The sequence below is a fragment of the Saccharopolyspora flava genome (assembly GCF_900116135.1).
In the GTDB taxonomy this organism is placed as follows: Bacteria; Actinomycetota; Actinomycetes; order Mycobacteriales; family Pseudonocardiaceae; genus Saccharopolyspora; species Saccharopolyspora flava.
In genome coordinates this window covers 315731-329453 of record NZ_FOZX01000002.1, presented here as the reverse complement: position 1 = coordinate 329453, position 13723 = coordinate 315731, and the positions used below count along the sequence as shown (strand labels likewise).

Annotated in this window: 10 protein-coding genes; 7 read left to right on the top strand and 3 right to left on the bottom strand. The window is 70.6% G+C overall.

Annotated features, from left to right (window positions below; translation table 11 throughout):
* Positions 1 to 38: 38 nt before the first annotated feature.
* Positions 39 to 497: a lipid droplet-associated protein gene (locus tag BM424_RS08390; protein ID WP_093415120.1), complete on the bottom strand. Its 459-nt coding sequence runs from the start codon at positions 495 to 497 to the stop codon at positions 39 to 41.
* A gap of 175 nt (positions 498 to 672) precedes the next feature.
* Between BM424_RS08390 and BM424_RS08385 the strand changes: the two genes are divergently transcribed.
* A complete protein-coding gene (locus tag BM424_RS08385) occupies positions 673 to 1713 on the top strand; it encodes a 4-hydroxy-3-methylbut-2-enyl diphosphate reductase (RefSeq protein ID WP_093415119.1) in 1041 nt (346 codons plus the stop codon).
* Between the two features lie 63 nt (positions 1714 to 1776).
* Here the strand turns inward: BM424_RS08385 and BM424_RS08380 are convergent, their stop codons facing one another.
* Positions 1777 to 2658: a DUF6542 domain-containing protein gene (locus BM424_RS08380; protein ID WP_139274028.1), complete on the bottom strand. Its 882-nt coding sequence runs from the start codon at positions 2656 to 2658 to the stop codon at positions 1777 to 1779.
* A 241-nt stretch (positions 2659 to 2899) separates the two neighbouring features.
* Between BM424_RS08380 and BM424_RS08375 the strand changes: the two genes are divergently transcribed.
* The 4 genes from BM424_RS08375 (at position 2900) to BM424_RS08360 (ending at position 9349) form a co-directional block, all read left to right on the top strand.
* Positions 2900 to 4486, top strand: coding sequence for a sugar ABC transporter ATP-binding protein (locus tag BM424_RS08375; RefSeq protein WP_093415116.1), 1587 nt, complete (start codon positions 2900 to 2902; stop codon positions 4484 to 4486).
* The gene (locus tag BM424_RS08370) at positions 4483 to 5523 is read left to right on the top strand and encodes an ABC transporter permease (RefSeq protein ID WP_425441979.1); all 1041 of its coding nucleotides are present in this window, start codon (positions 4483 to 4485) and stop codon (positions 5521 to 5523) included. Before BM424_RS08375 ends, BM424_RS08370 begins: the two co-directional genes overlap by 4 nt.
* A 23-nt stretch (positions 5524 to 5546) precedes the next feature.
* Complete coding sequence (locus BM424_RS08365; RefSeq protein ID WP_093415114.1) at positions 5547 to 6554, top strand: substrate-binding domain-containing protein; 1008 nt, start codon at positions 5547 to 5549, stop codon at positions 6552 to 6554.
* A 437-nt stretch (positions 6555 to 6991) separates the two neighbouring features.
* Positions 6992 to 9349, top strand: coding sequence for a glycoside hydrolase family 172 protein (locus BM424_RS08360; protein WP_093415113.1), 2358 nt, complete (start codon positions 6992 to 6994; stop codon positions 9347 to 9349).
* Positions 9350 to 9545: 196 nt separating this feature from the next.
* On the opposite strand, the gene BM424_RS08355 is transcribed toward BM424_RS08360, so the two are convergent.
* Positions 9546 to 10538 (bottom strand): LacI family DNA-binding transcriptional regulator, encoded by a 993-nt coding sequence (locus BM424_RS08355; protein WP_093415111.1) that lies wholly within the window; start codon positions 10536 to 10538, stop codon positions 9546 to 9548.
* 193 nt (positions 10539 to 10731) lie between these two features.
* Here BM424_RS08355 and BM424_RS08350 point away from each other — a divergent pair, with 193 nt between their 5' ends.
* Both BM424_RS08350 and BM424_RS08345 read left to right on the top strand, forming a co-directional pair.
* A complete protein-coding gene (locus BM424_RS08350; RefSeq protein WP_093415110.1) occupies positions 10732 to 12156 on the top strand; it encodes an L-fucose/L-arabinose isomerase family protein in 1425 nt (474 codons plus the stop codon).
* Positions 12153 to 13685 carry an FGGY-family carbohydrate kinase gene (locus BM424_RS08345; RefSeq protein ID WP_093415710.1) on the top strand — a complete coding sequence of 511 codons (1533 nt, stop codon included), beginning with the start codon at positions 12153 to 12155 and terminating at the stop codon, positions 13683 to 13685. The genes BM424_RS08350 and BM424_RS08345 overlap by 4 nt, the downstream gene beginning before the upstream one ends.
* Positions 13686 to 13723 lie beyond the last annotated feature (38 nt).

Sequence of the window (13723 nt, the reverse complement as noted above, 5' to 3'; positions counted from 1 at the left end):
TGGCGCAAGCGACGAGGGGACGCGGACCTCGTCGCTCGCTACTGCTCGCGCAGGCGGGTGAGGCGGTTGCGCAGCATCCGGAGGTAGTCCGGGCGCTGCGCGGTGCTCTCCTCATGGGCGAGCAGCTCGGCGAGATCGTCCTCGGTGAACGAGCGCAGGCGACCCCGCAGCTGGGGCAGGCTCAGCTCGTCGTAGTCGGCGATCAGCGAGTTCGTCCCCGGCTCCGGCTCCGGGGCGGGCGCGGGTTCCGGGATGGTGTCCTCGTCGAAGACGGCCCACTCCGGCTGCTCCTCGGGCGTGCGCAGCACCGACAGCGCCTCGTCGCCCTTGATCGCGAGCTCGGTGATGTGCTGCTGGACGCGCATCGAGGCCTGCAGCGTCTGGCTGGCCACGGTCACGGGCAGGCCGAGCAGCGTCGCGGGCAGCGCGCGGGCCTGTTCGACGGCGGTCGCGGCCAGACCGGCGGCCACCCGCACCGGCAGGGGGAACTCTGACATGGGCCCAAGCCTGCCCCAGAAGCGGTCGCCAGGCCATCACTTCGGCCCCGGAATGTGACCCCGGGAATAGGTCCGGCCCGGCGTCCGGAGGAGCACGAATACGCCCCTCGATGGAGTGACAGCGTGCCACGACCGGCGGCGGAGCGGGACGGCGCGGATCCGTACCCTTGATGGCATGACGAGCACGCCCGAGGCCCGCGACCTCGACACCGACCCCGTTGGCACCGACACCGTTGACGACGCCGGCCGGACCAAGCGGGTCCTGCTGGCCAAGCCCCGCGGCTACTGCGCGGGGGTGGACCGCGCTGTCATCACCGTCGAGAAGGCGCTGGAGACCTACGGCCCGCCGGTCTACGTCCGCAAGGAGATCGTGCACAACCGGCACGTGGTGGACACCCTGACCGAGCGCGGCGTGATCTTCGTCGACAAGACCGACGAGGTGCCGGAGGGCGCTCTCGTGGTGTTCTCCGCGCACGGCGTGTCCCCGGCCGTCCACCAGGAGGCCGAGGAGCGCAACCTCCGCACCATCGACGCCACCTGCCCGCTGGTGACGAAGGTGCACAAGGAGGTCAACCGCTTCGCGCGCGACGACTACGACATCCTGCTGATCGGCCACGAGGGCCACGAGGAGGTCGAGGGCACCGCCGGTGAGGCGCCCGAGCGCGTGCAGCTGGTAGACAAGCCCGAGGACGTCGACAAGGTGGAGGTCCGCGACCCGAACAAGGTCGTCTGGCTGTCGCAGACCACCCTCAGCGTCGACGAGACGATGGAGCGGGTCGACCAGCTCACCGAGAAGTTCCCGACGCTGCAGGCCCCGCCGAGCGACGACATCTGCTACGCCACCTCCAACCGCCAGCAGGCGGTGAAGGTGATGGCCCCGCAGTGCGACCTGGTCATCGTGGTCGGCTCGCAGAACTCCTCGAACTCCAAGCGGCTGGTCGAGGTGGCGCTGCAGGCCGGTGCGTCGGCCTCGCACCTGATCGACTACGCCTCGCAGATCGAGGACTCCTGGCTGGAGGGCGTGACCACGGTCGGCGTCACCAGCGGCGCCTCGGTGCCGGACGTGCTGGTGCTGCAGGTCCTGGACCACCTCGCCGAGCGCGGCTGGGGTGACGTCGAGGAGGTCACGACGGCCAACGAGAAGGTCACCTTCGCGCTGCCCCGCGAGCTGCGCAAGGACCTCGACGAGAACGCCAGCCCCAAGTCGGTCCGCTGACCTGATCCCGACGAGAAGCCGCCCGGCTCCGGAGTTCGGAGCCGGGCGGCTTTTTCGCGTCTCTCAGGGGCCCGGGCGGCGCGGCCGGCGGCCGGGCGGCGGTTCCGGGGGCCGCGGCCGTCCTGGGGCGCCCTGACGGGGCGGACGGGGGCCTCCCGCGCGCGGGTCGTTGGCCGGGCGCGGCGGCCGTCCGGCCGGGGGGACGTCGCGGCGCGGGGCGTCGCCCTTCGGACGGCCCTGGGCTTCGCGCGGACCGGTGCCGCGCGGCTGCTGCCTGCCGTCGGCGCGGCGCTCGCCGCCGCGACCCTCGTCGCGGGACCTGCGCGCGTCGCCGCCTCGCTTGCGGTCTTCGGGCGGCTTGCGGTCCTGGGGGCGCTTGCGCGGTTCGTCGTCGCGGGCCGGCTTCTTGCGCGGCGGCGGGACCGGCCGGGCCTTCTTCGTCTTGGCGTCCGGGTCGACGCCGAGGTCGAAGTCCTCGTCGGGCTCGGCCTTCTGCGTCACGAACATCCGCAGCAGACCGATGCCGAGCGCGACCGCGGTGGCCCCGGCCATGATCGGGAAGCTGGTGATGAGCGGACGCGCGACCGACAGCGCCTTGCCCGCGATGCCCGCGCCGGAGGTGCTCCCGGCGCCGGTGATGAGCACCAGAACCGGCATCACGATGCCGAGGACGAGCGGTGGCTGCACCATCGGACCGAAGACGCTGCGCCGCTGCACCAGCAGGACCGCGGCGAGACAACCCAGGAAGAAGGCCGTCTTGAAGATGTACCCGGGCTGTTTCCAGATGAGGGTGTCCAGCAAGGTGCCGATCGCGGTCGGGACGGCAGCCAGCAACACGGCGCCCCACAGCGGCACCCCGAGGGTGCTGAACGCGGAGCGCGCACCCCATTGGGGCGCACCATTGCCGGTAGTCGAAGCGCTCTGGCTCTCGCGGATCGCGGTCACAGTCCCCAACGGTAACGGTCCAGTGCCTCAGGGCGAGAGCGGTCTCGTGGAACGGACTCGTTACCCCACGTCGAGTAATGGTTCATGTACAACTCGCCGTGATCAGCGCGTGATCTCCGTGCAGCCAAATGGATGCCGTATCGCCCGGTCGAGCGTGTGAGCCTTGACACAGGGAGCAGGACGACCTTAGCGTCCGAGCAATCGTTTTCTCGCCCGGGTGTGCGACGAGACGGGGGGCGGAATGGACACGGCGCCACCGCTGGTCGAGATGACCGGCATCACCAAGCGATACGGCGGTGTGCTCGCCTGCGACGCCGTTGATCTCGCCGTGCGCGGCGGCGAGGTGCACGCCCTGCTCGGCGAGAACGGCGCGGGGAAGAGCACCTTGATGAAGGTCCTCTCCGGAGACATCACCGATCACACCGGGGTCATCACCATCGAGGGTCACCCGATCCAGTTCGGAAAGCCCGCCGACGCGCAGAACTCCGGGATCGCGATGATCCACCAGGAACTCGACCTGGTCCCCGGCCTGAGCGTCGCCGAGAACCTCCACCTGGGACGCGAACCGCGCACCCGGCTCGGCGTGGTGGACCGGCGCGCGATGGCCGAGCGCACCCGAGAGCTGCTGCGGCGCACCGGGATCGAGCTCGACCCGCACCGCCCGGTCGGCGAGCTGCGGGTCGGCGAGCAGCAGCTGGTCACCATCGCCCGCGCGCTGTCGCTGGACGCCAAGGTGCTGATCATGGACGAGCCGACCTCGGCGCTGTCCACAGCGGAGGTCGAGCGGCTGTTCTCCGTCATCGGCGAGCTGCGCCGCACCGGCACCGGCATCGTCTACATCTCGCACCGGATGGACGAGATCGGGCAGATCGCCGACCGCGCCACCGTGCTGCGCAACGGGCGCAAGGTCGCCGAGTTCGACGCGCAGGCGATGACCGCCGAGGAGGCGGCCGAGGCGATGGTGGGCCGCTCGGTGCAGACCCGCTTCCGCTCCCGCACCGTCGAGCTCGGCGAGGAACTGCTGCGTGTCAAGGGTTTCGCGGTCCGGCCGAAGCGGAACCGGGTCGGGCGGCGCGAACCCGACGGCATCGACCTGACGGTGCGCAGCGGCGAGATCGTCGGGCTGTGCGGGCTGCTCGGCGCGGGCCGCACCGAACTCCTGGAATCGCTCTACGGCGCCGGGTCGCCCGGCACCTGGGAGGGTGAGGTGGAGCTCGACGGGCGCGCGGTGCGGCCGGGGAGTCCGCGCCGCGCGCTGCGCTCGGGCATCGCCTTCGTCCCGGAGGACCGGCGCAGCTCGGGCCTGGTGCTCGGGCACTCGGTCACCGCGAACACGGTGCTCTCGGTGCTCGACCGGCTCGGCGTCGGCGGGCTGGTGCGCCGCCGGTCCGAGATCACCGCGACCCAGCGCAGCGTCGAGCAGCTGAAGGTGAAGCTGGATCGCATCTCCGACGCGGTGGGGACGCTCTCCGGCGGCAACCAGCAGAAGGTCGTCTTCGGGCGCATGCTGCTCACCGAACCCAGGTTGCTGCTGCTCGACGATCCGACGCGGGGCGTGGACATCGGCGCGAAGGCCGAGATCTACCAACTGCTCTCGGACATCGCCGAGCGCGGCATCGGAGTGCTGCTGGCCTCCTCCGAACTCCCCGAGCTGGTCGGGGTGTGCCACCGGGTGGTGGTGCTGCGGGCCGGCCGCAGCGTCGCCGAGTTCGACACGACGCACGCGGGCGAGGCCGAACTGCTCGCGGCGGCGATGGGAGAGCGGAACGGGAAGCCACCGGGGCCGGCCGTCGGCACCGGGCAGAGCACCGGGGGAGGTGCGAATTGAGCAATCAGACGGAGCAGCGGCCCGTGCCCGGCGACCTGCCCGCGCAGCGCTCCAAGCGGGCCGACACCGTCGAGACCCTGTTCAAGTTCCAGAGTTTCTTCGGTCTGGTCGCGGTGTTCATCGCGGCGGTGATCTTCTCGCCCCGCAACGACGGTCAGATCCTGTTCCTGAGCAGCGACAACCTGTTCAACATCGTGCGCGCGGTCTCCGAGATCGGGATCATCGCGATCGGGCTGACCTTCGTGATCCTCATCGGCGGGATCGACCTGTCGGTCGGTTCCGTGCTGGGGCTGGCGGCGGTCGGCTCGGCCGTGCTCATGGTCAACGACGGCTTCGGCGTGTGGGCCGCGGTCGCGATCGTGCTGCTGGCCGGCATCGTCTTCGGGTTCCTGCAGGGCGCCGCCGTGGCGCTGCTGGGGGTGCAGGCGTTCATCGTCACCCTCGCCGGGCTGCAGATCGCGCGCGGTCTGGCGCGCATGTGGTCCGGCGGCGAGACCGTGCAGATCTCCTACGGGGACGGACCCGGTCAGGCCCCGATGCTGTTCTCCCTGCTGGGCGAGCGGACCTTCGGCGGGGTGGTGCCGATCCCGGCGCTGATCTTCGCCGCGGTCGCCGTGCTCGCCATCCTGTTCCTGCGCTCCAGCGCCTACTCCCGGCACCTGTACGCGATCGGCGGCAACGAGAAGGCGGCTCGGCTGTCCGGTGTGCCGGTGAACCGGGTGAAGATCATCGCGTTCGTCATCGCGGGGTTCTGCGCCGCGCTGGCCGGCATCGTGCACGCCGGGCAGCTCAACGCCGGCAGCCCCAACGACGGAACCGCCTACGAGCTCGACGGAATCGCCGCGGTCGTCGTCGGCGGCACCAGCCTGGCCGGCGGCCGGGGCTCGGTCATCGGCACCATCGCCGGTGCGCTGCTGCTCGGCATCCTCAACAACATCCTGAGCCTGAACAGCGTCAACACCGATCTGCAACTGCTCATCAAAGGACTGGTGATCGTCGCGGCTGCGGCGCTGCAGCGCCTGCGTCCCACGGCGTGAGGGAGATTTCCGAAGGGAGCACGATGCGCAAGACAACGAAGTCCTTGGTCGCCATCACGTGCGCCGCGGTCGCGTTCGCCGCCGCCGGTTGCGGGACCACCAGCGAGAACACCGGGCAGGCCCAGCCCCAGGACCCGACGAAGAACTGCCAGGGGCCCGACGGCAAGTACACGATCGGGATGAGCCAGGCCAACCTCGCCGAGCCCTACCGGGTGCGGATGGACGACGACATCCGTAAGGCCGCGCAGAAGGTCCCGCAGTTCGAGGACGTGCAGTTCTCCGACGCCGCGAAGGACAACTCCAAGCAGGTCACCGACGTCGAGAACTTCATCACCAAGCAGGTCGACCTGCTGATGATCTCGCCGAACGAGGCCGCGCCGCTCACCGACGTGGTGCGCAAGGCCTACAACCAGGGCATCCCCGTCGTGGTGCTGGACCGCAAGGTCGACGGCGACGCCTACACGACCTACATCGGCGCGGACAACGTCGCGATCGGCAAGCAGGCCGGCGAGTTCTTCAAGAACACGCTGCTGCCGCAGGGCGGCAAGATCGTGCAGATCAAGGGCCTGTCCGGCTCGACGCCCGCCGCCGAGCGGGAAGAGGGCTTCCAGCAGGGCATCGCGGGCTCGAAGATCGAGATCGTGGCCACCGCCGACGGCGAGTGGGAGCGCTCGGTCGGGCAGCAGAAGATGGACGCGCTGCTCAAGGCCCACCCGGACATCCAGGCCGTGTACTCGCAGAACGACCCGATGGCCGAAGGCGCCTGGCTGGCCGCGCAGGCCGCCAACCGCCCGGACCTGAAGTTCGTGGGCATCGACGGGCTCCCGATCCCCTCCGGCGGCATCAAGGCCGTGGAGGAGGGCCGGTTGCAGGCCACGAACCTCTACCCGACGGGTGGCGCGGAGGCCGTCGAGGCGGCCAAGAAGCTGCTCGTGGACTGCCAGCAGGTGCCCAAGACCCAGACCCTGGGCACCGAACTGATCACGAAGGACAACGCCGCCCAGGTCTACGACCGGCTCAACCAGGGCTAGAACAGCGGAGTGGCCTTTCCGGGACCGAACCGGAAAGGCCACCCCGTCCGCACCGGAATCCCGCCGCAGCGCTCGTTTGTCGCGCGCTGCGGCTTTTTCGCGCCCGAATCCCCGGAACTGGTTCGATACACCATTCGATCAGCTGAATTCCACTGTGCGGCAACCAAAAACACCTGGTTGGCGGCTGTCGTGAACACGACACACCGGAGACCATCTTATTGAGTGAATTCGCGCATCGATGACTATTCCGCGTCCGTTGTTTGGTTGCCGTCGGGGAGGCCATTTCTTACGCTGCGCTTGATCGCGCTTTGAGATCTTGTCGTATCCGTGATGGTTGGAAACCACTTGGTTAGAGCGCATCACGATTCACCGGAACCGGAATCAGCGGCAGAACTGTCTGCTGTGGACAGAGCTGTCCGCAGGGGAGGGCGAGCACGATGACAACACGCTCCGCACCGTCGCGAAGCGACGTCCGCAAGCGGTCCCACCGCCTCGCCGCCTACCTGGGTGTCTTCTCGCTCGCCGCTGCCGCGGTGGTCGCCGACGCCGGGTTCGCGAGCGTCCGAGCACACGCCCAGCAGCCCGCACCGCCCAGCAAGGGACCGGTCGGCTGGGACACCTACCGCGACCTCGACGGGATGCCGCGGCTGCGCGGCGCCGAGCAGTCCCTCCAGTTCTCCAGCTACGACCGCTCCGGCGGCAACGACGACGGTTTCGAGGGCACCTACTCCTGCCTGCGCGAATCGGAGCAGGGCTGCGTCATCGCCGAGCACAACGGGCCCGGCGAGATCTCCGGGCTGTGGAGCACCCGCGAGCCGATGGGCGACGTCACCGCCACCGGCAACATCGTCGTCGAGCTCGACGGCCGCACCGTTCTCGACGCCCCGTTCATCGACCTCGTCAACGGCAAGCTCGGCGCGCCGTTCGAGTGGCCGCTGGTCGGCAACGCCGACGACGCCGCGGGCGGTGTGGTCAGCAAGGTGCCGATGCCGTTCCGCGAGTCGATGCGCGTGACCGTGCGCAACAACCCGGACTTCTACCACGTCAACTACCGGACCTTCCCCGACGCCGAAGGCGTGCAGACCTTCGACCCCGGCGACCCGGCCACCGACGTGCTCGACAAGCTGCGCGGTTTCGGCGTCGCCGACCCGAAGAACGCCTCCGGCGGAACCCCGGTGCGCAGCGACTTCGACCTGCCCGCGGGCGGTTCGCACACCGTGGCCGAGGTGTCCGGCCCGGCGCGGATCAACCAGCTGCGGGTGCGGTTGCCGCAGGTGCAGGCCGCGCCGCAGGTCGTCGACGACGGCATGGCCTTCGGCCAGGGCGGCGGCAGCCGGTTCCGGATGCGGGTCGCCCCCGACAACCAGGGCGTGCGGATCATCCGGCGGTTCGACCCGCAGGTCGCCGACCAGGTCGCGAGCCTCACCGTCAACGGGCAGCCCGTCGGGGAGTGGCGCAGCGGCGCCGCCGCCCCGGGCCAGTGGGGCGTGCAGTCGCTGGACGTGCCCGCCGAGCTCACCGCCGGGCAGTCCTCCATCGACGTCGAGAACCGGTTCGTGTCCTCGTCGCTGGACGTCAACGAGTTCCGCTACGACGTGCAGAGCCTGGTCAACGGCGAGTGGGTGCGCACCGACGTGCTCGACCTCGGCCCCGGGCACCCGGGGGAGGAGAGCGCGCACGGGTACCGGATCGACAACCCGGTCTTCGAGCGCTCGCAGCTGCTCGGCCGCTACGCGATCCCGCCGGAGCAGGTCGCGGCCTCGGACGCGGTGCTCGAGAACGCCCGCGTGCGCATCACCTTCGACGGGCAGACCACGGTGGACGCCCCGATCGGCGAGTTCTTCGGCACCGGGCTCGGCGAGCACGACGTGCGCACCATGATGAGCTCGGTCGATCCCGGCATGGACGGCTGGTACACCGCGTGGTGGCCGATGCCGTTCAACCAGAACGCGAAGGTGGAGATCGTCAACGGCGGCGGCATCCCGATCCAGGGGGCGACCGCCGAGATCGTCACCGGCCCCGGCGGGGTCGACGCGGGCAGCGGCTACTTCCACGCCACGCACAAGCGCGGTCTGACGACACCCGGTCAGGACTGGAACTTCGTCGACACCGGCGGCGCGGGCACGTTCTACGGGGTCAGCCACACCATGCGCGGCCTGATCCCGCTCAACGAGACCCGGGCGAGCGTGCTGCCGCACTCCACGCCGCTGGCCGCCGCCAACCCGCGCAACTACCTGGAGGGCGACGAGCGGTTCTACGTCGACGGCGCGCAGGAACCGGCCTGGCACGGCACCGGCACCGAGGACTTCTACGAGTCCGGCTGGTACTTCCGGTTCGGGACCACGTTCTCGATGCCGCAGGCGGGCAACCCGGCGCACGAGGTCAACCAGGACGGCTGCCAGTTCGACTGCACCGGCGCCTATCGGCTGATGGCCGGGGATGCGGTGTCGTTCCGCAACGGGCTGGTCGCGGGCATCGAGCACGGCCCGGCCAACGACGAACCGGGCGACTACAGCTCCACGGCGTACTGGTACGGCGCCCCAGCGGGCCGCAGCCTCCCCGCGGGAGGCGGCCTCCCCTCGGGGCCGGAAGTCCCCCCGTCCCTCCCGCCGGCCCCGCTCCCGTCCGAGCAGCCGACTCCCGCAACCCCGCCGTCCGCACCGGCCCCCACGGCTCCGCCGTCCGAGCCGGTCCCCACGGCCCCGCAGGACCCGACCCGGTCCAACCCCAGCGACCCCACTCCCTCCAACCCCACGGAGACCGAGGACCAAGGCCTCCTACCGCACTGGAACTGACCACCCCACAACCGAAGAACCGCTGAAACCGAACAACCACGGCCTCCGGATCCCGGCAGGGGTCTGGGGGCCGTGGTTCGCGTCCTGGGGCGTCGGGGGTCCGGGAGCAGGACAGTTTTAGTGAGAACTGTCCGGACATTTCGGGCATCGAGGGCGGACAGTTTTCACTAAAACTGCCCAGTGGCGAGGGGCGCGCTCACCGGGACGAGCTGCCGCGGACGACCAGGTGCGCCGAGAGGGTCGTGGTGGACGTCTCCGCGCGGTCACCGGAGATGCGGTCGAGGAGGAGCCGAGCCGCTAAAGCGCCCATGTCGTACGCCGGCTGGGCGACCACCGACAGCGGCGGGTCCAGCAGCGTCGTCCAGGGGGCGTCGTCAAAGGCGACCACGCCGACGTCGCGGCCCGGCTTGAGGCGCAGCGCGGCCAGGGCCTCCAGCACGCCGACGGCCATGGCGCTGTTGCCGACCAGCAGCGCGTCCGGCGGATCGGCCTGGGTGAGCAGGGCGTGGGCCGCCCGCTGCGCGCCCTCGGCCTTGAAGCTCGCCCGCCGCACCAGCGACGCGGAACCGGGCAGCTTCGACGCGCGCAGCCCGTCGCGGTAGCCGGCCAGCCGGTCGTCGGCCGTGGGCACGCCGCTGGGGCCGGTGAGGCAGCCGATGCGCCCGTAGCCCTGGCCGGACAGGTGCAGCGTCGCGTGCTTGGCGGCGAGCCGGTTGTCCACCAGAACGGTGTCACTCGGGTGGTCCGGCAGCGGCCGGTCCACCGCCACCACCGGCGTGCTGTGCCGGGCCAGCAGCTCGGCGGTCTCCGCGCTGCCGGTGGGCGAGAGCAGCACTCCGGCCACCCGCTCCTGCAGGGCGACGTCGACGTACTGGCGCTCCTTGTCGGCGGTGTCGTCGGAGTTGCACAGCACCAGCGAGTACCCGGCCTCGTGCGCGACGTCCTCGACGCCGCGGGCGATCGCGGTGAAGAACGGGTTCTCCACGTCCGAGATGATCAGCGCCAGCACCGCGGTCTCCTGCTTGCGCAGGTTGCGGGCGGGGCCGTTGGGCCGGTAGCCGAGCTCCTCGGCGGCGGCGAGCACGCGCGCGGCCAGTTCCGGGTCGACGGTCGCCTTGCCGTTGAGGGCCCGGGAGACGGTCGCCGTGGACACCCCCGCGCGGTTGGCCACGTCGCTGATGGTCGCCACGGCTTCCTCCCTCACCGCTGGGCGAGTGACGGTGCGCCACCCGCCTTGACAGCCCGTATCACGCAAGAATAGCGTCCGGGAAAACGATTGCTCGCGTTGGTTCGCAAGGTTTTCGAGGTGAATCGACCGGGCGTCTGCGCACCGCCGGTTCTGCAGCAGTCAACGCCGTCTGTGAAGCGAACTTGGAGGAACTGTGGCTCGCATCGGTGTCGTCAGCATCTCGGACGGGCGTGGTCACGTGCACGCCCGCAACGCGGATTTCATCCAGTCCAAACAGGACGCTCTGGTGGCCTCGCTGCGCGCGGCCGGGCACGAGGTCGTCGTCGGCGCCGATCTGGTCGCCACCAACTCCCTGGCCGTCTCCGTCGCCCGCGAGGTCGCCGCGGCCGATGTCGACGTCACCGTCTTCTACTACGCGGTCTGGTCGTTCCCGCACTTCACGATGCTGGCCGCGGACGCCACCCGCAGCCCGCTCGTGCTGGTCGCCAGCACCGACCCCACCGAGCCGGGCCTGGTCGGCATGCTCGCCGCCGGGGGCGCCCTGGACCAGATCGGCCGCAAGCACGCCCGCGCCTGGGGAGCCCCGGACGACGCCGAGCTGGCCGCCGCGATCGGCGTGCAGGCGCAGGCCTCGGCCGCGGTGAGCTCGCTGCACGGCTCCACCTTCGGCCGCTTCGGCGGTCGCCCGATGGGCATGAACACCGCCGTGGCCAACACCGACCAGTGGATGCGCAAGTTCGGCGTCGACGTCGAGGAGATCGACCAGTACGAGCTGGTGCTGCGCGCCGAGCAGGCCGACGGGGCCGAGGCGAAGAAGGCCCGCGAGTGGATCGAGCAGCACGCGGCCGGGGTGCACTACGACGGCGACAAGCTCACGCCCGAGCTGCTGGAACGCCAGATCCGCTCCTACCTGGCGATTCGCGACATCATCGACGAGCGCGCCATCGGCTTCTCCGGCATCAAGGCCCAGCCCGAGCTGACCGAGAACTTCGCCACGATGGACGTCACCGAGGCGTTCCTCAACGACCCCTACGACTGGAACGGCCCGAAGCAGCCGCACGTGTGCGCCACCGAGGCCGACATGGACGGCGCGCTGACGATGCAGCTGTTCAAGGCCATCTCCGGGACTCCCGTGCTGTTCGCCGACGTCCGGCACTACCACGCCGACCGCGACATCTGGGACCTGTGCAACTCCGGCCAGCACGCCACCTGGTACGCCGCGCGCAGCGACGACCCGGCCGAGAACCTCGCGAAGGTCAACTTCTACCCCGAGGTGTTCTTCTTCCCGGCAGGCGGCGCCTCGGTGCAGCACATCGCGGCACCCGGTGAGATGACGCTCGGCCGGTTGACGCGGGAGAACGGCGAGTACCGGCTGCAGATGATGCTGGGCGAGTTCGAGAACTACGACGAGGCGACCAACAAGACGCTGGTCGACCAGTCGACGCCGGAGTGGCCGCACGCGTTCGCGCGGCTGGACGCGCCGGGAGAGGTGTTTCTGTCGAAGTTCGGCGCGAACCACATCCACGCCGTGCCCGGTGATCACCGCGCCGCGCTGCGGGCGGTCGCCGAGCAGCTGGACGTTCGCCTGGACGAGTGGAGCCGGGGGTCGGGGTCGTGAGTGCTGAAGCCGGTGCGGGCCGGCTTCAGCACTCACGCGCGGTCCTGCTCGGCATCGACATCGGCACCTCCAGCTCCAAGGGAGTGCTGGTCGACGCGTCGGGCACGATCCTGGCGAGGGCGAGCCGGCCGCACGAGACCTCGCACCCGCACCCGGGCTGGGTGGAGCACGACGCGGAAGCCGTGTGGTGGGCCGATTTCCTGGAGCTGACCCGGGAACTGCTGCCCGCGGCCGAGGGCTACGAGCTCGCGGGCCTGGGCGTCAGCGGCATCGGCCCGGTGCTGCTGCCGGCCGACGGCAGCGGAAAACCGCTGCGCCCGGCGATCCTCTACGGCGTCGACACCCGCGCGACCGCCGAGATCGACGAGCTCACCGCCGAACTCGGGGCGGAGGAGATCCTGCGGCGGGGCGGTTCGGCGCTGTCCAGCCAGGCCGTCGGGCCGAAGATCCGCTGGCTGGCCAAGAACGAGCCGGAGGTCTACCGGCGCACCGAGATGCTGCTGATGTGCAGCTCCTACCTGGTGCACCGGCTGACCGGGGAGTACGTGCTCGACCACCACTCGGCCAGCCAGTGCGACCCGATCTACGACCTCACCGCCCGGGACTGGTCGGCGGACTGGGCCGCGCGCGTCGCGCCCGACCTGCCGCTGCCTCGGCTGGCCTGGCCCACCGAGGTCGTCGGCCGCATCGGAGCCGAGGCCGCAGCGGAAACCGGTCTGCCGGAAGGACTTCCGGTCACCGCGGGAACGGTCGACGCGTGGGCGGAGGCGACCAGCGTCGGCGTCCGCAGCCCGGGCGATGTGATGCTGATGTACGGGACGACGATGTTCTTCGTCGAGGTCCTCGACGAGGTCACGCCGCACCCCGCGCTGTGGGGAACCTGCGGCGCGTTCCCCGGCACCTACACGCTGGCGGCGGGCATGGCGACCTCCGGTGCGGTCACCGACTGGCTGCGCGGGCTCGTCGACGGCGACTTCGCGCAGCTGGTCTCGGAGGCCTCGACGGTCCCGGCCGGGTCGCGGGGTTTGCTGCTGCTGCCGTACTTCGCCGGTGAGCGCACGCCGATCTTCGACCCGTCGGCCCGCGGCGTGCTGGCGGGGCTGACGCTGGAGCACGGGCGCGCCGAGCTCTACCGGGCGGCGCTGGAGGGCATCTCGTTCGGGGTCCGCCACAACCTCGAGGCCATGGGGCAGGCGGGTGGTTCGGCGAGCCGCCTGGTCGCGGTCGGCGGCGGGACCCAGGGCGGTCTCTGGACGCAGATCGTTTCCGACATCACCGGTCAGGAGCAGCAGATCCCGGCCGAGACCGTGGGCGCCGCCTACGGGAACGCCCTGCTCGCGGGCGTCGGCACCGGCGCGGCGATCGACCCGGACAACTGGAACCCGGTCGTCGACACGGTCCGTCCCGACCCGGCCAACACCGACCGCTACAACGCTTACTACGGCCACTACCGCGACCTCTACGAGGCCACCACCCGCATCACCCACTTCCTCGCAGCAGAACAACACGCCGCAGACCACACCCCCTGACTCCGGTCAAAAACCGCGGTATTCGCCTGGTCAAATCC